General features: G+C 36.8%; 18 protein-coding genes and 1 riboswitch. Of the genes, 2 read left to right on the forward strand and 16 right to left on the reverse strand.

The window, feature by feature from the left end; genetic code table 11:
* Positions 1 to 12: 12 nt before the first annotated feature.
* Positions 13 to 714 (reverse strand): ABC transporter ATP-binding protein, encoded by a 702-nt coding sequence (locus BM098_RS08920; RefSeq protein WP_089832540.1) that lies wholly within the window; start codon positions 712 to 714, stop codon positions 13 to 15.
* A 325-nt stretch (positions 715 to 1,039) separates the two neighbouring features.
* Here BM098_RS08920 and BM098_RS08925 point away from each other — a divergent pair, with 325 nt between their 5' ends.
* A complete protein-coding gene (locus BM098_RS08925) occupies positions 1,040 to 1,603 on the forward strand; it encodes a TetR/AcrR family transcriptional regulator (RefSeq protein ID WP_089832542.1) in 564 nt (187 codons plus the stop codon).
* A 189-nt stretch (positions 1,604 to 1,792) separates the two neighbouring features.
* Entirely contained in the window at positions 1,793 to 3,400 is a 1,608-nt protein-coding gene (locus BM098_RS08930) for a PTS transporter subunit EIIC (RefSeq protein ID WP_089832544.1), read from the forward strand.
* An 81-nt stretch (positions 3,401 to 3,481) separates the two neighbouring features.
* Here the strand turns inward: BM098_RS08930 and BM098_RS08935 are convergent, their stop codons facing one another.
* The 15 genes from BM098_RS08935 to BM098_RS09005 form a co-directional block, all read right to left on the reverse strand.
* Complete coding sequence (locus BM098_RS08935; RefSeq protein WP_089832546.1) at positions 3,482 to 3,919, reverse strand: hypothetical protein; 438 nt, start codon at positions 3,917 to 3,919, stop codon at positions 3,482 to 3,484.
* A 50-nt stretch (positions 3,920 to 3,969) separates the two neighbouring features.
* Positions 3,970 to 4,476 (reverse strand): hypothetical protein, encoded by a 507-nt coding sequence (locus BM098_RS08940; protein WP_089832548.1) that lies wholly within the window; start codon positions 4,474 to 4,476, stop codon positions 3,970 to 3,972.
* Between the two features lie 269 nt (positions 4,477 to 4,745).
* Positions 4,746 to 4,979: a helix-turn-helix domain-containing protein gene (locus BM098_RS08945; RefSeq protein WP_089832550.1), complete on the reverse strand. Its 234-nt coding sequence runs from the start codon at positions 4,977 to 4,979 to the stop codon at positions 4,746 to 4,748.
* A 24-nt stretch (positions 4,980 to 5,003) separates the two neighbouring features.
* Positions 5,004 to 5,618, reverse strand: coding sequence for a DUF2975 domain-containing protein (locus tag BM098_RS13750; RefSeq protein WP_089832552.1), 615 nt, complete (start codon positions 5,616 to 5,618; stop codon positions 5,004 to 5,006).
* A 305-nt stretch (positions 5,619 to 5,923) separates the two neighbouring features.
* A complete protein-coding gene (locus BM098_RS08955) occupies positions 5,924 to 7,393 on the reverse strand; it encodes a glycoside hydrolase family 1 protein (RefSeq protein ID WP_089832554.1) in 1,470 nt (489 codons plus the stop codon).
* Positions 7,394 to 7,428: 35 nt separating this feature from the next.
* Positions 7,429 to 9,297, reverse strand: coding sequence for a beta-glucoside-specific PTS transporter subunit IIABC (locus tag BM098_RS08960; protein WP_089832556.1), 1,869 nt, complete (start codon positions 9,295 to 9,297; stop codon positions 7,429 to 7,431).
* Between the two features lie 110 nt (positions 9,298 to 9,407).
* Positions 9,408 to 10,244: a PRD domain-containing protein gene (locus tag BM098_RS08965; RefSeq protein WP_089832558.1), complete on the reverse strand. Its 837-nt coding sequence runs from the start codon at positions 10,242 to 10,244 to the stop codon at positions 9,408 to 9,410.
* Positions 10,245 to 10,775: 531 nt separating this feature from the next.
* On the reverse strand, positions 10,776 to 12,608 hold the full coding sequence (locus BM098_RS08970) for an ABC transporter ATP-binding protein (RefSeq protein WP_089832560.1): 1,833 nt from the start codon (positions 12,606 to 12,608) through the stop codon (positions 10,776 to 10,778).
* Positions 12,609 to 12,610: 2 nt separating this feature from the next.
* Entirely contained in the window at positions 12,611 to 14,356 is a 1,746-nt protein-coding gene (locus BM098_RS08975) for an ABC transporter ATP-binding protein (RefSeq protein WP_089832562.1), read from the reverse strand.
* Positions 14,349 to 14,792, reverse strand: coding sequence for a MarR family winged helix-turn-helix transcriptional regulator (locus tag BM098_RS08980; protein WP_089832564.1), 444 nt, complete (start codon positions 14,790 to 14,792; stop codon positions 14,349 to 14,351). The genes BM098_RS08975 and BM098_RS08980 overlap by 8 nt, the downstream gene beginning before the upstream one ends.
* 402 nt (positions 14,793 to 15,194) lie before the next feature.
* Entirely contained in the window at positions 15,195 to 16,715 is a 1,521-nt protein-coding gene (gene guaA, locus BM098_RS08985) for a glutamine-hydrolyzing GMP synthase (protein ID WP_089832576.1), read from the reverse strand.
* A 91-nt stretch (positions 16,716 to 16,806) separates the two neighbouring features.
* A riboswitch (purine riboswitch) is annotated at positions 16,807 to 16,908 on the reverse strand.
* A 31-nt stretch (positions 16,909 to 16,939) separates the two neighbouring features.
* The gene (locus tag BM098_RS08990) at positions 16,940 to 19,084 is read right to left on the reverse strand and encodes a transglutaminase-like domain-containing protein (protein ID WP_089832566.1); all 2,145 of its coding nucleotides are present in this window, start codon (positions 19,082 to 19,084) and stop codon (positions 16,940 to 16,942) included.
* The gene (locus BM098_RS08995; protein ID WP_089832568.1) at positions 19,074 to 20,240 is read right to left on the reverse strand and encodes a DUF58 domain-containing protein; all 1,167 of its coding nucleotides are present in this window, start codon (positions 20,238 to 20,240) and stop codon (positions 19,074 to 19,076) included. Before BM098_RS08995 ends, BM098_RS08990 begins: the two co-directional genes overlap by 11 nt.
* On the reverse strand, positions 20,237 to 21,187 hold the full coding sequence (locus BM098_RS09000) for an AAA family ATPase (protein WP_089832570.1): 951 nt from the start codon (positions 21,185 to 21,187) through the stop codon (positions 20,237 to 20,239). The genes BM098_RS08995 and BM098_RS09000 overlap by 4 nt, the downstream gene beginning before the upstream one ends.
* Positions 21,188 to 21,488: 301 nt before the next feature.
* Positions 21,489 to 22,853 carry a TrkH family potassium uptake protein gene (locus tag BM098_RS09005; RefSeq protein ID WP_089832572.1) on the reverse strand — a complete coding sequence of 455 codons (1,365 nt, stop codon included), beginning with the start codon at positions 22,851 to 22,853 and terminating at the stop codon, positions 21,489 to 21,491.
* Between the last annotated feature and the right edge of the window lie 364 nt (positions 22,854 to 23,217).

Genomic DNA, 23,217 nt, shown 5'->3' on the forward strand with positions numbered 1-23,217 from the left:
GAGAGCTCCTTTCTACCACTCAATTTCATCTACTGAACGTGGGCGTGGATTTTCGACAATTTCTTTTACTTTCGCATCATGGATATAAATAACTCTGTCTGCCATCGGCGCTATTTGACCGTTGTGCGTAATGACAATGACGGTTGTATTAAAGTCACGCGCTGTCTTTTGCAGAAGGCGTAGAATCTGTTTCCCTGTCTCAATATCTAAAGCACCTGTTGGTTCATCACATAATAACAATTTTGGATTTTTCGCGAGGGCTCTTGCAATCGCCACCCGTTGCTGTTCACCACCGGAGAGTTGAGCTGGGAAATTATCACGTCGATCGGTTAAACCAACACTTTCCATTACCTCATCAACATCGAGCGCGTCCGGTGAAATTTGACTAGCCAGTTCAATATTCTCTCGTGCTGTTAAATTTGGCACTAGATTGTAAAATTGAAACACAAATCCGACATCGTCACGACGATAAGTTGTGAGTTGTTTCTTTGAATATTGACTAATATCATTATTCTCGACATATATGTGGCCCTCATCTGGTGAGTCCATGCCACCTAAAATATTTAATACTGTTGATTTCCCTGCTCCACTCGGCCCTAAAATGACCGCAAATTGTCCTTGTTCTACATCAAAGCTAATACCATTATTTGCGACAATGGTATTTTCTCCCATTGTATAACGCTTAAATTCATCTACTACACGTACATAACTCACGTATGTCGCCCCCCTAATTATCGTTTCTTAGCATCTTTACCTATCGAGATACTGTCAATTTTTTATATTTTTGATTTTACTTCACTTCTATAGACCACATAAATCAAACTATAACTTACACAACATATATCAAGACTTTTCATGGTGTAGAAGCTTATTGCACTGTTGCTATATTTAAATTATAATAGACATAGTGTCTATTATCAATCTACAATGTCGGATTGTTTGTCTGAAACCCGACAATTTATACAATACTGTCGGGTATTGTTAAGTTTTTTGACCAGGCTATTGTATTCTACTCTATAATTATTTACGAGGTGATTCTATGACGAAAAGGAACGATCGTCGTGTGAAAATAACGAAAATGTTATTGCAGGACGCATTAGTTGAACTACTACAACATAAGCATATTTCTAAAATTTCAGTAACAAATTTATGCGATACGGCTAATGTGCACCGTAGTACATTTTATACCCACTATGCTGATCAATACGATTTATTGAAACAAATCCAAGTAGACGTTGTAGCAAACATTCGTCACTATATGGAACAACAAAGCATCGATACCACTTCACCTGTTAGTAAGCAGATGTTAATCCCCATCCTAGAATACGGTAAAAAGAACGCTGATTTAATTTCGGTATTATTGAGCGACCATTGTGACGATACATTAGAAATTGAAATCATGCGCTTTGTGAATGTTATCTCACTCACACATTTAAATCAGTATGATGATGAGATGAAGGCGTATATTACTTTATTTGGTGTGAGTGGCAGTATGGCCATTTTAAAAGAATGGTTAAAAAATGATACGAAACAATCAACAGAGGCTTTAGCTGAACTTATTTTTCAACTAACAGAAAACGGCGCATATTACCGCAATCACTAATATGGGACTTGTTATATGCCCTTTCTCGATTCCAATGTTTATTTTTCCCTTTTACGGGAATACTAAACTAGCTACATAAATGACGCGTATGCTTAAACAGTCAACACGATTGATCTTATTCTTACTTTTACACGCACTGTTTTAGCATCGCGCTTTTTTTGTGGACTATACTTTTTGGAGGAGATAAACATGAAAGGGAAGGTAATGGACACCTTGCAAACGCTTGGACGTACATTTATGTTGCCAATCGCACTATTACCAGCAGCGGGTATTATGCTGGGGATTGGGGCATCTTTTACAGGTGATGCGTTCGTTAGTTTGTATGGACTAGAAAACATTTTAGGTGAGGGTACAGTCTTAAATGGCTTTCTGTCAATTTTAAGTGACTCTGGTGGGGTTATTTTTGGTAACTTACCACTCTTCTTTGCAATTGCTGTTGGGCTCGGTGTGGCAAAACAAGCAAAAGAGGTTGCTGCACTTTCAGCTGCGGTTGGTTATTTTATGATGTATGCCTCAATGACAAGTACCATCGATAACTTCCGTGATATTGATACTTTAAATGAAACAGCGGGATTAGTCGGTTCTGTCGTTGGTTTTGATAACACACTCAATATGGGTGTATTTGGTGGTATTATCATTGGTCTGATTGTTGCTTACTTACACAATCGTTTCTATAAGATTGAATTACCAGATGCTTTGTCATTCTTCTCAGGTACACGTTTCGTGCCAATCATTTCAGCCTTCACCGCTGTCTTTGTTGGTATTGTTATGGCATTCTTATGGCCATTTGCCGGTGCTGGTATTGCTTGGTTGGGTGAGGCTGTTGCCGACTTAGGTTATGTTGGGACATTCTTGTACGGCTTCATTTATCGTGCATTGATCCCGCTTGGCTTGCACCACGTATTTTATTTACCGTTCTGGCAAACAGCCCTTGGTGGTGTCGCAGAAGTTGCAGGTCAGACTGTTGAAGGGGCACAAAATATTCTCTTCGCTCAGCTTGCAGCTGGTGAACCGATTGACCCTGAGGCTGCGAAATTCTTTAGTGGTATGTTCCCATTCATGATCTTTGGTTTCCCTGCCGCTGCCTTTGCAATGTATCAAGCCGCGCGGGAAGATCGTAAAAAAGATGTTAAAGGTTTAATGGTATCCGCTTCATTAACATCAATATTCACTGGTATTACTGAACCAATTGAGTTCTCATTCTTATTTGCCTCACCATTTTTATACTTTGGTGTACACGTCGTACTAGGGGCGTTCTCATTCGTGCTGATGCATATGCTTGAAGTCGGGGTCGGTTTAACGTTCTCCGGTGGTTTACTCGACTTTATCTTCTACGGTATTTTACCGGGGCAATCGATGACAAACTGGATTCCTGTCGTCATTGTCGGTATCATTTATGGGTTTGTGTATTATTTCGTCTTCCGCTTCTTCATCAACAAATTCGATTTGAAAACACCAGGTCGTGAAGAAGGCGATACAGAATCTAAACTGTATACAAAGCAAGATTATAAAGATAAAAAAGCCGGCGAAAACACTGGTAACGCAACAGATGAAATGTCTAAAGATATCATAGAAGGTTTAGGTGGCGAAGGCAACTTAAACGACGTCAGCAACTGTGCCACACGTCTACGTGTGAATGTTAAAGACGGTGAAAAAGTTGATCAACCGTTACTTAAATCAACAGGTGCTGCCGGTGTTATGGTAAAAGGCAATAACGTCCAAGTCATTTATGGACCTAAAGTGGCGAATATTAAATCAAACATTGATGAATATCGTCAAGCACAGAAAAAAGAGTAATTGAAAGAACATGACAAGCCCCGTTGATACGTAATATATCAACGGGGCTTGTTTCGTTTCACTAAATCAACTTGATAACAATCAGTATATAAGTATGACCAAGAAATATGTGAAAAAAGTCCAAATGGCACTTTTAACTAACTTTTCCCGCCATGATTTAATACAATCACCTTGTGTAAACGACTCAGGCACACTTTCAACCAGTTCCTTTCTTGTCATGAAAAAATCCCAGGCGATATGCCCAATAAGGAAAGTTGCATTAGTCTGAAATGCGATTATTCTTGCCGAAGAATCTAGAAAAGGCGTATTAAACAAGTAGTGACATGCAAATATACCCCACAGTCCAATATAGCCAATTAGCTGATAAACGGCTGTTTTCTGGGAAGGCAAAAAGGATTGTTCGACTTTGTCCAGCTGTAATCTTTTCATTAATACAAGGTCTTCACCTATGCGCATGATATATATTGAGTTCATAATCTGTACCGTAACAGACACCGCAAAGAGTAACATCTCTCTCATATTTACACGTCCTTCTGTTCCAAATTAGCCTTTGCTACTTGAACAAGTAATTACTCTATTCGATGTTTAAGCAAGAGGGTTGGTATCAATAACAATATTGCCACAAACCATAAACCAACATACAACACCGGCGTATCTTTTCTTAGAAATACTTCAACTGCATAAATCAAGATCACTGCTAAACCAAACGTTAAAACAGTTGGCATCTGTTTAAACGAGATAACGTGAACCATCTGCCATTGATTCCTAATAGCTAAGTATATTATAAAAATAGCCAGGTTTATTGGAACGAATACTAAGAAATCTAATTTCCTATATATAACAGCACTAATAATCAAAAGTAAAAATAATAAGATGACATGGGTGGTTTGTTTACTTACATATCGAATAATATAAAGGTGGTTAATAGCTTGGATTGATTCATTGTTATAAGAAGTGGCGATTTGATCTATCGCTGATTGAATCGTTCCTCTATTATACCAAGAGACGCTCTTATAGTCTTTCATCATCATGTACCGATTCATTCGATACTCAACTATTAATGATAGTATAAACATCAAGATAATCCACCATTGCAGTCTTAACTGGTTTAATGCCATCCAAGCAAAATGAACAAAAAAAGCCATCACTTTAATGAAACTATCTAGAGATGAAAGAAGATTAGGACAAAAAATATACTATTTGATATCAGTAACCTCTTAGCTTTTTGGTGCACCTTATCAACTCCAGCTCACTCATTTCCTTTCGAATTCACACATAGTTTAACCATTGGAAAATAACGCCTCCACCATTTTCACGCATGATTAATGTGCCTGTTATCTTGGACTTAACCGTGTTTTACCACCGTTTCACTGTCATCCTCGATAAATTCAAATAAATCACCTGGCTGACACTTTAAGATGTGACACAACTTGTTCAGCGTTTCAAAGCGTACGCCCTTCATTTTACCTGTCTTTAAGTTAGATAGATTGACATTTGTCATCTCAGCCTGTTTAGCTAAATCGTTCAAAGACATTTTTCTATCTGCCATCACTCGATCGAGTCTAATAATAATCGCCATATTTATCTCCATTCACAATATAATTTATGCAATTTGATCCAGATCCTTTTGAAGAACACAACCATAATTAAATACTTCAGCAATCAAACCGATCACAACACTTATAAAAATAATATAAAAGTTCAACGATGTAGTATTAAAAACAGCAAAATTAAATATCACGAGCGAAAAAGCGAAGTCAATTGTTGCTGGTAAGACCGCAAATAACATGCTCACAAGCGCTACCATTCGCAATCGCTTTGCATTTTTATGATAAAAAGGTGATTGTTTTGCTTTTAAGTCTTTAAATATTCTTGTAACTGTAAAGAGAATAATCACCATTAAAAGGATTCTTACTATGTTTATTGTATAATCCAAAATAATAAGTTTTCTAATTTCCATACTTCCCTCTTCATTTAGGCGTCCATAATAATTATAATCGATGGGATACTGTTGTTCACCATTTATAAAAAGATAATTTTGCATGCCTGTATTTACGTTTACCTGCTGGATAGTAAACGCTGAATCTTTCATTGTACTGTACTGAAAAATATCAGTTGCATAGAATCCCATGACAAAAATAAGAATAATCCCACTAACTAAAAGAAATATCGTATCACCTTTTATTTTCTTTTGCAAAACAGTTAGATCTTGTTTCATTTAACTCTCACCGCTTCCTTTTATATTTTACATTACCTCCATATAATACCATACTTTTATTCGTTTTACACTAATTATTTAAAGTAACAATTTAAATAATTAGTGAGGTCTGTTGTAAACTAACATAAATAATTGTTTGAAAGTTCTTGACAGCGACAATAATTCCATTAGATATAAAAAATTGCCCCCTGTGAATGACAGAGAGCAATTTTTATTAAATGTTTTATGAGCATTTTATCGCTTTGGAGCGAGAAGACACCTTCTTCAAACATTCGTGAGAATGTTTGAGGAAGGTAGTTCAATTACTAATATATATTCCCATTCTTAGCTATAAGATCTTTATACCAATAAAAAGAATCTTTCTTATATCTTTTTTTACTACCGTTTCCAAAATTATCTTGATCAACGTATATGAAACCATAGCGTTTTGACATTTCTGAAGTGCCAGAACTGATCATATCAATAGGTCCCCACATAGTGTAACCTATGAGATTTACACCATCTTTAATAGCCAGTTGCATTTGCTCTATATGACGATTTAGAAAATCAATTCGATAAGGGTCATGAATACTATTATCATCCTCTAAGACATCTAAAAATCCACTGCTATTTTCAAGGACAAATAAAGGTACATTATATCGGTCATAGATATGATTCAATGTATATCTAAAACCAACAGGATCAATTTGCCATCCCCACTCGTTATGTTCTAAATGTGGATTCTTATAAACGCTCTCCACGTTACCAGGCGTCAATTCCAAAAGATTTGGTTTTGAACTTGCTATCATACTATTATAGTATGATAACCCAATGAAATCTGCCGTATTTTCTTTAATAACATTAAGATCCTCTTCAGAAATAGATAGTTCAATATTGTTATTTTTGAAAAAGGTCTTAGCATAATAAGGATACGACCCTTTATTTAATACATCTAAGAAAAACAAATTTTTCATTTGATTATCTTTTTGAGTAAATAAAACATCTTCGGGTACACAGGTATAAGGATAAGTAGTGAAAAATGCCACCATTGATCCCACTTGGTTATTCGAATCAATTTGATGTGCTAACTTTGTCACTTTAGCTGCTGCTACAAATTGATGATGTAAACCTTGATATACCATTTCTTTATAATTTTCTTGCCCTTCATTTAAAATACCTAAAGTCTTAACACTTTTTCGAGCACTCATATTTATTTCGTTAAATGTGATCCAATATTTCACTTTTCCTTTGTAACGTTTAAATAGGACTTCACAATATTTAACATAAAGATTAATGAGTTTATAATTATACCAACCACCGTAATTATCTATTAACGTGACTGGCATATCAAAATGACTAATAGTAATTAAAGGTTCTATATTATTATTTAGACACTCATCAATTACATTATCATAAAATTTTAATGCTTCTTCATTCGGTACATCATTATCCCCATCTGGGAATACTCGCGCCCAGGAAATTGAATAACGAAAAACTTTAAATCCCATTTCAGCAAAAAGAGCAATATCTTCTTTATAGGTATTATAAAAGTTAATTCCTCGACGTTTTGGATACTTAACAGTATCATTATCTTTTTTTGCATTTTCAATTGTTTCTCTAGTTATCTCAATATGTTTTTTATCTTTTCGATCGCGTTCAGGCAAAAACTCCATACAATCAGGAACAGTTAATGTTTTACCACCTTGATTATAAGCTCCTTCGGCTTGACAAGCTGCAAGAGCGCCTCCCCACAAGAAATCTTTTGGGAATATATTCTCTGGTTTATCTTTCATCATATTAGCTTTTCCTCCTCTGTTTTTAAGTGAATTTCTTATAAAAATGTTGTCATGATTTTATTAGAATTATTTACTAGTTCAGTAGGTGTTAGAACAATATCTAAATAGTCATCTGAATTAGTTACAATAACAGGAGTTATTACAGAATACCCCTTTTCCTTAATTGCTTCAATATCAAATTCTAACATCAAATCACCTTGTTTAATTGTATCACCTTTTTCTACATGGGATGTAAAGTGAAGGCCATTTAAATTAGTCGTATCTATTCCAACATGAATGAGAAGCTCTACACCACTTTTACTTTTTATACCAATCGCATGTTTTGAATTTAATACAGTAACAACTTCCCCCTCGAATGGAGCAAAGACTTTACCCTCTGAAGGGATAATGGCTACTCCTTTACCCATCAAATTCTGTGAAAACACTTTATCTTCGACTTTTGATAGATCTTGAACCTTACCTTCTATTGGACTAAATATTTCTGTACTATTATCAATATATTGTTTAGAACCATCTTTATTTTTTGTTTTTGTATTAGATTCTTCATCGTTTTCTTCATCAATACCTGCAACTATAGTAAGAACACATGCAATTGCGAAAGCTGCTATAACCCCAATAATAATATAGATAAACTTATCTGCTGTATTATTTGTAAGACTTAGCAATCCAGGGACACCTGGAGAAACAGTTTTTGCATTCACAAGCATAAAGAAGCCAGCTACAATAGCCGCAGAAATACTCCCTGCAAAAAACGGTTTTTTGAATTTTAAATTGACACCATAAATAGCTGGTTCAGTAATTCCAAATGTTGCAGTAAAAGAGCTGGTAGCAGCTAAAGATTTTGTGGTTTTATTCTTAGCGATAAAGAAGACCCCTAAAGCAGCACCGGCTTGAGCAAAGTTTGCGGCAAGAGCGCTGGTCATAAGCAGTGTAAAACCTTGTTCTCCAATTTGTTGAACTTGAATTGGTATCAACGAATAATGAGCGCCAAACATAACTAAAATTGGTCTAAAGAATCCTAAAACTGCACCTGAAATCACACCACCAACATCAAAGAAATTATTAACGCCAGAAGAAATTAAATTACCTAAGTAAGTACCGATAGGTGCAAGAGCTATTAATTCAAAAGGTACCATGATAACTAAAACAAGAACAGGTGTTAATACTATTTTTAAAAATGAAGGAACTACTTTGTCTACAACTTTATAAACATGACTTAAAACCCAAACCGCTAAAATAATAGGTATAACTGAACTTGAATAGTTAACTATAGGTAGCGGCAAACCAAGAAAGTCCATTGTGACACTTTCGGTACTGTTAAAAGCTGGTGCTAAATTTAATATATCTGGGTGCATAAGCCCAGCAGCTAAAGCCATAGCAAGTGGTTCTTTTGTTTTAAAAACTCTCGCAGCTCCAATAGCCAAGAAGAAAGGTAGAAAATAAATAACGCTATTACCAACCATACTAAGTATGGTAATTAAGCCTGATTCAGGATCAATTAGTCCTGTTGCAATAAGCAATGTTACAAGTCCGTTAATTAAACCAGCTCCAGCGACTGCTGGCATTATAGGTGTGAATATGCCTACTATAATTTGTATAGCCTTATTAAACCAGTTATCGTCATTTTTTTTATTATTTTCTTCAGTGTCTTCTGTTCTAATATTTGTCATTTTGATAATTTCTCCATAAACAGCAGCTACTCTATCACCAACAATCACTTGCGTTTGACCACCATTATTTTGTGCTTTGAGAACACCATCCAGCTTATTTAACTCAGCTAAATTAACTTTGCTTTCATCCTTAACAACAAACCGTAGTCTTGTAAAACAATGTGTTAATCTCAATACGTTTTTTTCACCACCGACAAGTTCAATGGTCTTAGTAGCAATTTTTTTGTTATCCATGTTTTTCTCTCCTCGTTTTCATACTATATTTAAAAAAAAAAAAAAAAAAATGACCAAAAGAGTGAAATAATCACTTTTTTTGGTCATGCCTGATCTAATCAGTAACAATCCTATTCTGTTTTACGTAATCTATTAATGTGTAATATTAAATATAATTTTTCATCATCTGAACATTTCCACGAATAATTATCCAATAAATATGTTTCAATTTTTTCAATACATTTATAGGATTCGTAATGTTCATTCTTAAGAATTTCAAGAATATCACTATGTTTACTTTGTGGAATATCAGCATCAATTTGTCGGATGACAAAGTAACGTATATGTGTTGCGAAACGATTAAAATTTGTTCTATTTTCATCAAACTCAAGGTTAAAAGAATACTTTACTATAGAAATAATATCACGAATAATTTTGGTAACCATTTTAGTTGTATGAATATCACCTATGTCAATTTGAGCATTTATAAAATGGAAGGCAATTAATATTACTTCACTTGAAGGTAAACTAATACCTGTTTGATCTTTTATAATCTTTAATGCAAGTTCTCCAACCTTAGTTTCTTCAGGATAGATATTTCTTATTTCCCATTCTATTGGGCTTCTAATAGGAATATCATCTTCAAATCTCTTTATAGAAGAATTAATGTGATCTGTAAGGTTCAGTATCAAACTCTGATTTAAATCCTTATTTAAAATCTTCTTTCCTTCTTCGATAATCTTCTCAGTAAGCACAATATGCTCCATTGGTATGCCTGATAAAATTTCAAAAAGTTTATTGTTCTTTTTGTCACTAGGAGCTTTGAATATTTTTTCGATACGAGATTTATCCTCTAGTTCGTAAGGGATTTCATTAAACCCCACGCCTTTACCGAGAATAATAAATTCTTCTTTTTCTCTGTTAATTGCTAACGCTACATTATTGTTAATCTTTTTTATAACACGCACTAATAATCCCCCCTATATATGTGTAAAACAGAAAGAGTATTATATAGTCATGCCTGCTTCGCAGTAACAATCTATAATTATTTTAATTATTATTTTGTCTTTTTTCTCAAACAATATTTTCATTTGCTTTATTAATATATATTATAAATCCTGAATTGTAAAGTCAAATTCATAAACTTTTTAACACGCTTACAAAAACAGTCTTCTTCTTCGAGCGCGTAAAGGGCTTTGCCCAACGGTAAGGAGAGAATGAATGTCGGTTGGGCGATAAGTCCAAAGAATTTTTTATCCTTTTTCAGAATGCGCTATAATCAGTCTTATAAAATATATAGATTGGTATAATAATGAATTTTGACAGCAACAATCATTCAATGTTCCAAATGTATTCCCTTGCATTAGTTGTGAAGTATCAAAGAGACGTAATATTTGTATCTTTACATGAAAAATATAATCTGACACTACCATGACTGAACTGTGGCATATCGTCTTCTCCTTATGCTCAAACAGGTTACCACCATGATTTGAGATAATTTATGCAATATTAGCACTTAATTGATAATATCTACCTTTGATCTCCATTAGTTCTGCATGATTACCCTGTTCAACAATTCTGCCATGTTCAAGAACGACGATTAAATCACTGTTTTTAACAGTGGATAATCGGTGGGCAATAACAAAACTTGTTCTATCCTTCATCAACTCATCCATACCACGTTGAACTAGTATTTCTGTACGTGTATCAATGCTAGAGGTGGCTTCATCAAGAATCAAGGCAGGTGGGTCTGCCACGGCTGCTCTTGCTATGGCCAGTAACTGTCGCTGTCCTTGCGAAAGATTAGCCCCGTCTCCCGTCAACTCTGTCTCATAACCTTTTGGAAGTCTAGATATAAAACTGTCAGCATTAGCTAGCTTTGCTGCCTTTATACAAGCCTCATCTGTCGCATCCAGACGTCCAAAACGGATATTATCCATAATAGACCCTGTAAACAAGTGAGTGTCTTGAAGTACCAGCCCTAGGCTTCGTCTAAGATCGGCTTTTTTAATTTTATTAATATTAATTCCATCATACCTAATCTTACCTTCTTGAATATCATAAAATCTGTTGATAAGATTGGTAATCGTTGTTTTTCCTGCTCCAGTACTGCCTACAAAAGCTATTTTTTGGCCTGGTTTGGCATGAACTGTAATATTTTGAAGTACCATCTTGTCATCATTGTATCCAAAGTTCATATCAGCAATTTCAATCTCTCCTTTAACTTCCTGATAGGTTGTGGCATCCTCTGCCTTATGATAATGTTTCCATGCCCACATCTGAGTTTTCTTGTCAGTCTCTATAATATTACCGGAAGAATCTTTCTCTATATTGACAAGGGTTACATAACCATCATCAATCTCTGGAGTAGCATCCATTAATTCAAATATTCGGTCAACACCGGCAGAGGCTATAACAATAGAATTAACTTGGCTGCTCACACGGCTGATTGGTTCATTAAAGCTCTTATTCAAGGTCAGGAATGCTACTAAGGCACCTAAGGTAAGACCTAGGTAACCGTTAATAACAAGAATTCCACCAATAATAGCACAGAGAATGTAAGAGGTATTACCCACTTGCATGCTTATAGGCATAAGAATATTTGTATATTTGTTCGCCTGATAAGCACTATCTCTAAGCTGATCGTTTAGCATTCTGAAATTGTCTAGGTTTTCCTCTTCGTGATTGAAGACTTTAATAACTTTCTGGCCGCTAACCATCTCTTCAATGTAGCCATTAACCGCACCAATATCTCTCTGTTGCTGGCCAAAATATTTTCTGGCTGCTTTAATAATCTTTGATGAAAATAGAAGCATTAGAAAAACCATAGCAAGAGACATGATTGTCAGAGGGATATCTAAAATGATCATACTTATAAAAACACTGACAATAGTCACCAAACTGCTAAGAAGTTGGGGTAAACTCTGGCTTAAAAACTGTCTCAATGTATCAACATCATTAGTGTATACAGACATAATATCGCCATGGGAATGAGTATCAAAATATTGAATAGGCAGTGATTCCATATGGTTAAAAAGCTTAATACGAAGCTTCTTCATCGTTCCTTGAGAAACGGTGACCATAATTCTGTTATAGGCAAAACTGCAGACAAGACCCACCAGATAAATTAACGCTATTTTTACCAATGCACCTACTAGAGGTGTGAAATCTGGGTTAGATACTTGAGTCAAGGGCGTAATATAATCATCAATAAGGGTTTCAATAAAAGTCATTCCAATAACTGTCGCTACAGCTGAACCAATAACCCCCAATAGTACAGCCAACATATGTAGCTTATAATCTTCCATAAGTAATTTAAACAATCGTTTCATCTTTAAGCTCCTTTCTCATCAAAATCAGCAAAGCCCTTCTCCTGATTCTTATAGATTGTTGTATAAATTTCATTGCTGTCAAGCAACTCTTCATGAGTTCCGTAGCCATTAACCCGGCCATCATCAAGCACAATGATACTGTCAGCATAAGCAATGCTTGCAATCCGCTGGGTGATAATTAATTTGGTCGTCGCTGAAATGCTGTCGCTGAGTGATTTTCTTATTTTCATATCTGTTGCTGTATCCACAGCACTTGTTGAATCATCCAATATGAGAATCTTAGGTTCTTTCAGTAATGCTCTTGCAATACACAATCTCTGTTTCTGCCCTCCTGAGACATTACTCCCACCTTGCTCAATATAAGTATTATAGCTATCTGGGAAAGACTCAATAAAATCATGAGCACATGCCATTTTGGCCGCTTCGACACAGGCTTCATAGCTTGCCTCTTTGTTTCCCCATCGTAGATTTTCTATGATCGTCCCTGAAAATAGTTCGTTATTTTGAAGTACCACGGCCACTTCATTACGTAATGTCTCCAGGTCATAATCTCTTACATCCTTGCCACCAACCTTTACGGATCCTTCATTAACATCATACAAACGGCTAACTAGATTAATAAGACTAGATTTAGAGCTCCCGGTTGCACCGATAATACCGATTGTCTGACCTGATTGTATCGTAAGATTAATGTCACTCAAGACATACTTCTCACTACCCTTCTTATAGCTGAAATTCACATGTTCAAACCGGATACTACCATCTGCCACTTTCATAAGTGGTTGATTAGGATTGACAATATCCGCTTTTTCATCAATAACTTCTGCAATACGTCTTGCACTGGCTGTCGACATAATAATCGTGATAAAAACCATGGTTAATATCATAAGGCTCATCAGAATGTTCATCAGGTAAGTAAATAAGCTAGTCAGTTGACCAGTTGTTAAGGACCCACCAACAACCATGTTTGCACCTAGCCATGAAAGGCCAAGCATTGAGCCATAAATTGCAAACATCATAATCGGATTATTAAAAGCCAGAAGACTTTCAGCCTTTACAAACTTCCTAAATAGGTTTTCAACAGTTTTGCCAAATTTACCTTTCTCATAAGGCTCTCTTGCAAAACCCTTCACCACTCGAATACCTGTGATATTTTCCTGAACACTTGCGTTAAGGTCGTCATAACCCGCAAAGACTTCCACATATATCGGCATAGCTAACTTGATAATCAAAGCAAGGGCAAGACCCAGAAAAATACTGACTATTAAGAACACCAAGCCGATTTTCGGTGCAATTATAAATGACATTACGAGAGCACTTACAAGCATCAATGGAAATCTGATAAACAATCTGATAATCATTTGATATGAATTTTGCATATTCGTTACATCGGTTGTCATACGGGTCACTAAGCCTGATGTTGAAAAATTATCTATGTTAGAAAAAGAAAAGGTCTGGACATTCTCAAACATTGCCTCACGTAGATTATGGGCATAGCCTGTTGAAGCTTCTGCGGCAAACTTGGCTGCCAGCGCCCCACTAACAAGCCCTATCATAACCGTGACAAGCATAATGCCTCCATATAGATAAATTTGTGATAAATCTCCGTTATTGATACCACGGTCAATAATCAAAGCCATTATAAAAGGTATAGCTACATCCGTTGCCACTTCAAATACAGCAAAAATGATAGTGAGGTAACTAGGTAATTTATATTCCTTAAGTTGACTTATTAATGTTTTAATCAATTGGACTTCCTTCTTTCTCATTCTCTAAATATGTGACAATTCGAGTCATTATTCTGACATACTCACTTGCATCCTTTTCACCAAGTGCTTCAAGGATCTCACTAACATTCGTGATAGCTGTATTTTTACCTTCTTTAGAAATGCCTTTTCCTTTTTCTGTGATTTCAACGATAATCTTTCTTCTATCTCTCGGGTCCATACTTCTAGCAATCACTCCTTTTTTCTCTAAGCTATTGAGAATACTTGCCGTTCTTGCTGTTGTAACACCTAAAAACTCTGCGATCTGAGTCGGTGTAGTCTGCTCTTGTGTATGATCGAGATAGATAAGAACACCTTTCTCTCCTTGGACATGTTTTGTACTGCCCACCTCACTGTGAAGCCTGGTCATCATTAATTGTATGCCTAATAATTCATCTGCCAATTTTCTATAGTTCATTATTGCACCTCATTTTATTATTATTATTATTAATTACTAATACTATTAGTAATTATAGCTAATAGTATTAGTAAAGTCAATTAAAACTTTCTTCCGCCTATAAAAAAACAGCATATCACGGATGTGATATACTATTTTTCATTAAGGACTATCCCCTTATATCCTTCTTCTTTTTCTTTTATTTAGTTGAACGTTCTCCACCTAATGTTCTCACAAACATTAAGTAGGAGGTTCAAAAAGACACCATAAAAATTAAAAGCTAACAATAAAGATACCCTGATTCAAATTGAATAAAATCAGGGTATCTTTCTGCGTTTAATATTATATTTATCCTATTTTTATAACATAGATTTCAAAGACTCTGTATCACTCAATTTCACTATATAGGTATATACAATAGCCCTATTCCCACTCAATCGTCGCAGGCGGCTTAGACGTAATGTCATACACGACGCGGTTAATGTGATCGACTTCATTGACAATACGAGTTGAAATCTTCTCTAATACATCCCACGGAATTCGGGCCCAATCTGACGTCATTCCATCAATTGAGGTTACCGCACGGATCCCAATTGTATAATCATACGTACGTTGGTCGCCCATGACACCGACACTACGGATATCGGGTAGGACAGTGAAGTATTGCCAAATATCACGTTCAAGACCAGCAAGTTTAATTTCATCACGTAAAATTGCATCCGATTCACGGACAATTTCTAATTTTTCCTCTGTAATTTCACCAAGCACACGAATACCAAGCCCTGGTCCTGGGAAAGGTTGACGCCAAACGACCCCTTCCGGTACACCAAGTTCAAGCCCTAATGCGCGCACTTCATCTTTAAACAGTGTACTCAACGGTTCGATGAGCTCAAACTGCATATCTTCAGGTAATCCACCGACGTTGTGGTGTGATTTAATCGTTTGCGCAGTTTCTGTACCTGATTCAACGATATCCGTATACAATGTCCCTTGTGCTAAGTAATCCATATCTTTTAGGCGTTCTGCTTCATCATCAAAGACATAAATAAACTCATTACCGATGATTTTACGCTTTTGTTCTGGATCGCTGATGCCTTTTAATTTCGATAAGAACCGTTCTTTTGCATCAATGCGGATAATGTTCATATGGAATCCATCACGGAATGTCTCCATTACCATGTCGCCTTCATCTTTACGCAAGAGACCATGATCCACAAAAATACAGGTGAGTTGATCACCAATTGCTTTATGAATCAGTGCGGCTACTACGGATGAATCCACACCACCGCTAAGCGCACATAATACCTTCTTATCACCGACTGTTTCTCTAATCTTTTCGATTTCTTGTTCAACAAAGTTTGCCATCGACCAGTCACCTTGACAACCACTAATATTAAAGACAAAGTTTCTTAATAAATCATTGCCATAGATAGAATTTCTTACTTCCGGGTGAAACTGAACACCATAGATTTCTTTTGACTCGTGGCGCATTGCCGTGATTGGTGTTGATGGGTTTTCTGCTTCAACAATAAAGTCTGCTGGTGCAGCGACAACTTTATCACTGTGACTCATCCAAACTGTCTGCGTATCTGGTGTCCCAAGGAAAAGTTTTGCTCCTTCACTCACGGTAATATCCGCTTTACCATATTCACGTTGTGTTGAACGTTCGACTTGACCACCAAAATGCTTCGTAATCAACTGCATGCCGTAACAGATGCCCATCACCGGAATACCTAAATCAAAAATCTCTGGGTTTAACTGAAAACTATTGTCATCATAAACACTGTGTGGGCCACCTGAAAGAATGATCCCTTTTGGATTCATCGCTTTTATTTCTTCTGTCGTCAAGCGGTGTGAATGCAGTTCACTATACACACCAAACTCGCGAATACGACGAGTAATCAATTGGTTATACTGGCTACCATAGTCTAATACTAGAATCATCTCATTGTTTAATTCCAAATCATCACGCTCCTTATATTGTTTGTCTATAAAAAAATAACCTCTGTCAATAAAGACAGAGGCAGAATAGTGGATACACTTGTTCTGCCTCTATAGTCAGGAGTTTTAAGGACTCCCGGTAGAAACTCTCGAACCATATTATCGAGGATATACAGAGGTTAACGACATTAATAATGTTTCTATTCTATCAGTGCTCTTATAACCGGTCAAGATAGAATTGACTTTATGACAAATAGATAGAATTTTTCGATAGCTTGAATCGTTAATGGATCTGTCGCTTCCCCGTAAAGATAGCGTTCATACGCATGGAATAAGTCACTAAATCGGTTTGTTTCATAAATTTGATCAAGTCGGTGACTGTACCCGGTTAACGTTTCACCACTTAAACGCTTATGGCTGTTTAACCGCAGTAACCAAAACAACCGACTCATTGCAAGCCTAACATCTTTTTCAGTTGTAATTGGCAAGTAACGCTTAGTCATAATAAATAAGAGTACTTGCCGCCAAAATACTACGAGTAACACCAAAGCTAAACTACTTATTATACCAAAGACAATAAACAATATCTGCCCATTAACACCTGATGTTTGGCTATTTTTTTTGCCTTCTTCTACTACAGATTCTTCTAGTTCTTCCGGTTCTTCTATTTCTTGATCTAAATCTGGTGTGTCTGTTTCTTCTTCTTCTTCGAGTGCTTGGTCACTATCTAGTGGTTGGTCAGCTTCTGGTGTATCTGATTCATCAATCACAACATCGCGCGGGGAGCTAAATCCAAGCGTCGGCTCAAATGGTAGCCAACCGACACCATCAAAGTACACCTCCACCCAACTGTGAGCATTGTTTTGTCTCACTTCATAATAACCTTCGCTATTTTCAGTACCTGTATTAAACCCCTTCGCCCAACGAGCAGGTATTCCAACCGACCTTAACATTACGACCATAGACGTTGAAAAATTATCACAATAACCGGCTTGGCTTACAAATAAAAATTGATCAACGTAGTCTTCACCGGCTTCTGGTTGTTTTACTTCTGTTGTTTGATAGCGAAAGTCTCCTTGCTTAAAGTAACGTTCCATCCGTTGAGCAATTCGGTAAGGATTCGTTTCTTCTCCTTTAATCTCGTCAGCTAATTGACGAACGCGATCTGGAAGACGATTAGGCAATTGCGTATATACCGGAGCGACGTCCTCATAAGACATCTCTAACGCATCAAGAGTAGCTTGTTCATAGACGGGTGGTTCGTAGTAAAGATTCACCCGCTGATTATCAGTTATATCAATAGAGTCAAATAACCCGATGCGCTGATCGTATAAATATTCCCGGCCATCGTACGTCAATCCTGATAAATGATAAGGATAAGCGATACGATTAAAATCTGTTTCTTCGTTGTAGTACAGTTCTGCCATCTGCTTACCTAAGGCGCTTTCGGTATTACGGTAGGGACGATAATCAGGTTCCTCCACTCTTTCCCATCCAGTACCGGTATAGACTTCTTTGGCATCGACACGCCAATAATTAGGCGCATCTATCGATGCGGTAAACACAAGCGCATCATTATCAGAAAGACTGCCACCTAACACCGAATCATCTTCACCGTAACCAATTCGGCGATTGGTCTCGCCACTAGTAAAAAAACTGGTCAAAAACGGCACCGGATCTTGCCATTTTGGTTCTTTAACTGGCACATCATCAACCACAGTAATAAATAGTGCAAATATCAAGGTCAGCGGAAATAGCAGCCGGAGCAAAAAGTGTCCACCTGTCAAAGTCAGACGCTTTTCTGTTAGTTTCTTTCGATGACTGTTCAATATAAGTATACTCACGACAAGCACAATCATCACGATAATCATTGGCTGTAGTTCATACGGAGTAAACGTGTCCATCACGGTTAAATATATGAGCGTGAGCACACTAAAAATAAACACTCGTTGCCGCTTGATTAACCAGTAATCTATAAGGTAACTCACAGTCATAATCAACAATAAGATTAACAACATTTCAAACAGCGGCGTGACCGCGTCAAACTCTCTTGTGATGATACTCTCTAAATTTAATTGAAGGACGTCATAGAGGTTACTAAACCACGCTCTCGTTAATATTGACTCCACTAAGTAGATGTAGTCCAAAACAAACAGAACAGCAATCACTTCAAATAACAGTGACAAGATCAGAGGTAAGCGTAATATGTTTAATAAAAAAATCACCGCACTGAATAAAACGAGCACCTCTCCAGAAGCGAGCACTTCTAACGAAATCAGTGGTTGTAACCAGAGGAGATAAAGAATAAAGCTCGCAGCATAAATCATCATACTAAAAAAACTATCCCAATGGCGATGAGCGTTAGGACTCATGCAACTCACCTCCAAGTACCATGCTTGGTGTTAAATGGGTGGTTGTCACACTTACTTTCGGCCGGTCTGTCGTTGACGTTAAAATAAGGAGACCGTTTTGTTTTTTTAATTGATACATGAAAGCTTCTGGTAAAGCATCTGCCTTACGACTAGAAATCACGATTGGCGTGATACCTTTATTAAACATGACGGCCGTTAAATCATAATGAGAAACATCTAAACGAGCTAGCTTTTGTTGTTTTTGTTTGTGGGATAGTGATGGGTCAAGCGATTGCTCATGAAAGGGGGACAGGTTAACGTAATAAGCACGTTTATGCGTGTCAAATAAACGCATCAAACTATACAAGACGGTGACAGCCCACTCATTTTCATGCGTCACATTATGAGTATCTAAGAAAAACATCATCTTTTCTTCTGGTTTTGGATCGAATTGTTTAGTAAAAAGCGTTGCTTGTTTCGAGCTTTTCTTCCAATCGATTTGACTCATTTTATCCCCACTAACATATTCTCTTACACCAGCCATATCTTCACGTAATTTATGATAAGGGTGCAGTTTTTTCGTTACAGCTTGAAAAGTCCAAGTCAGGTTCTTTTTGTCAGTAGGAATTAAAATAGGGTAGCTATATATCGCTTGATTCACTTTAATCTGCGTTGCTTTTTTGGTAAATAAAAAAATATCTTCTATCGTAACATCAACACCCTCTAGGACGTGTTTCCCTCGTGGGAGATGGTTCAATGTATAGGTCAACACCGTTTCACGTTTAAAACTTACTAACACCGTTCTTGCCGTATTCAATGTTCGGCTTGGCCAGACGGGATCAAGAAAAGCGTTGATATTCGTGAAGGTTGAGCGCATGGTATCTGGCAATGAAAGTCCCACCGTCACAAACATAAACGGCATCGGTAATGGTCGTTTTAACTTCACCGTCACAACCGTCCCTTCACCAGCTTCAATTTCAGTATCATCAACTGTTAGTGTCGCCTTTATCTGATGGATGGGATACAACATCATCACAAAAAGATATCCCAATAAACCACAAACCGCATAGAATAAAGTGTAGCTCACGACACCACCTTGAAACATCGCATAGCTATAAAATAGAAAACCCATCAACAACAGTTGGATTGTTTTAAACAAATAGCATCGACGCCTCATACGCGGTCATCCTCAACAGGTATGTCCACTTGGCTTAAAATGGTCGTAATAATTTGTTCCACGGCTATTTGTTGGTACATCGCTTCATCAGTAAGTAACATCCGGTGACAAAAGACTGCAGGTACAAGTGTCATCACATCATCCGGAATAACATAGTCACGCCCCATTAAGTAAGCATAGGCTTTCGTCGCTTTTAATAAATTAATGCCCCCCCTTGGGCTAACCCCAAGCGCAACCTGATTGGCGTGACGTGTCGCTCTTACTAATTCTAAAATATAACGTTTGATAAGGCCAGACACATGAACGGTTTCGACTTCCTTTCGAATATTTAAAATATCCACTTGTGAAAGAATTGTACTCAGCTTATCAATCGGTTCGGTTGTTTCATTCATCGATAACAATAACAACTCTTCATCAAACGTTGGGTAACCCATATTGACCTTCATTAAAAATCGGTCGAGTTGCGCTTCTGGCAGGGGATAAGTCCCCTCATATTCAATGGGGTTTTGTGTGGCCATGACAAAGAACGGTTCATCAATCGGCATCGTCTTCCCATCAATTGTCACACTATGTTCCTCCATTGCCTCAAGTAAAGCAGCTTGTGTTTTTGGACTCGTCCGATTAATTTCATCAGCAAGGACGATATGACTCATAATTGGTCCTTTCATGTAACTAAACTCACCTGTTTTCGGTTGATAAATCGAGACCCCTAATACATCACTTGGAAGTAAGTCCGGTGTAAATTGAATTCTTGAGAAATCACAACCCAGCGTTTTTGCGAGGGCTCTCACAAGCATCGTTTTACCTACGCCTGGCACATCTTCAATAAGTAAGTGGCCTCCACTTAAAAGACTCGTGAGACTCATCATAATCATGTCGCGTTTTCCGACAATGACCGTTTCTATTTGATCAATACATTTGTTTAGTTGTTCATGGTATGTCGTCATTAAGATTCCTCCATCAATAGTTAATAATATCACTTAAACTGTCGCATTTAAATCAAGAATGACCACGACTTGTCTTCTCTCATACTACAGAAAGACAGCAGTTATTGGAAGTTTTTCGACTGAATTATTATAAAAAACTTCCTACTTATATAAAAATGCTCTCCTTATCCTTCAGTATCCGGCTATAACAAATGAAACGTACACATAATTAATGAGACGTCAAACAGGCGACGGATTTAACCGTCGCCTGTTTTAGATTTATGTTCATATGAGTGAGCTACAAGGTTTACCCCCTTATTCGCTAGCCAATAATCATTTTTGCTTCGGGATACTTGTACATATCTTTTGTTGGTTTCCCACGAATAATAAAGAGGAATGAAAAGATTCCAATTCGACCAACAAACATCATAATCATAATCACAACTTTACCGATGACCGATAAATCACTTGTAATTCCAAGACTAAGACCGGTTGTACCAAAGGCCGAAAACACTTCAAAAGCAATCGCAGTATTCGAAAATGGTTCAGTGATTGACATGACAAAAATCGCCATCATACATAACATAAAGGCTGTCGTGATAACGATAAAACTTCTTAAGACATCTTGTCTTGAAATTTCTCGTTTAAACACTTTAATATTTGTGTGCCCTTTCGCATAATGGAAAATAGACAGCAACATAATCGCAAAAGTGGTCGTTCTCACACCTCCACCTACACTACTAGGTGAGGCACCGATAAACATAAGAAACGATAAAACCATCCACGTTGGTGATTGAAAGTCGCTTACGTCCATCGTGCTTAACCCACCATTACGAGTTGTGATTGACTGAAATAAGCTGTAAAAGAACGCCTCTAGTCCTGAGACACCTTGAAAGAAATGGGTCCGTTCGATCAGATAAATCATTACGGCACCAAAAATCACCAGCAAGAAAAAAGTCGTTGTTGTGAGCTTTGTAAATGTTGAGAAGCGAAACACCTTCCGTCGTTCTTTTCCTCTTAAGGCCCATTGTTGTAATTCAATTAAAACAGGAAAGCCAATCGCCCCAAGAATAAGGAGCAACATATTAATGATTTGAACGTAATAATCACCCGCAAATGGGATGAGTGAATTACCAGTAATATCAAAACCTGCATTTGTTGTCGCACTGACGGCCGCAAAGAAACCTTGCATCCACGCTTCTTGCCACGCATCAAAATATGCTAAGTAACGTAAACTAAGTAAGATTGTTCCGATCACTTCAATAATAATCACTGTTCTTAAAATCGTTAACATTAACTGAACTAACCCAGATAACGTCGAACGGTTTTGGTCGACTGAAATCAGTTGACGTTCTCTAATACCGATTTTTTTACCGAGCAAGATATAAATCGTCGTACCAAGTGTCATGATCCCAATGCCACCAAATTGTAAGATAAACGCAAAAGCAAAGTAACCGATGGTATTATATGTCTCACTTACTGAAACAACAGACAAACCCGTGACGCTGATCGCACTAATTGACGTAAATAGTGTATCAAGTAAGCTAACATTTACGCCCGGCATTAAAAATGGAGGAAACAGTAAGATAGCTGTAGAAATAAGAATCGCTGATACATAGTATAGAACAATTAATTGGACGCTTGATAATTGTTTAAAAGATTTAAATGGTATTTTAAAAAGGGCCATCGTTTGACCTCCTCTAGCTTTTTTTACAAATCAATTATAGTCTAACACATTAACATTAGAAGCGTTAGCTAAAATAGAAAAAAGTCACCGCTATTATCTTTTGCCTAAACCATAACATTTCCATTGATTTCTTTACGGTTTCATGACATAATTTTTGGTAAAAGGAGGTTTTTACTTATGATCAATGAAGATAATATTCACTTATTTCAAGCAGCACTTAATCATACGAATGTCGGTCTCGTTATTACAGACCCATCTTTAGATAGTCAGTAAGCGCCAATAGAACGAGTATATACCTTACGTGCCATCCTCCATTTACAATAAAGTTAACTTTATTGAAATGGAGGATAATTTTATGACCAAT

The organism is Halolactibacillus halophilus, assembly GCF_900115605.1.
Lineage (GTDB): Bacteria > Bacillota > Bacilli > Bacillales > Amphibacillaceae > Halolactibacillus > Halolactibacillus halophilus.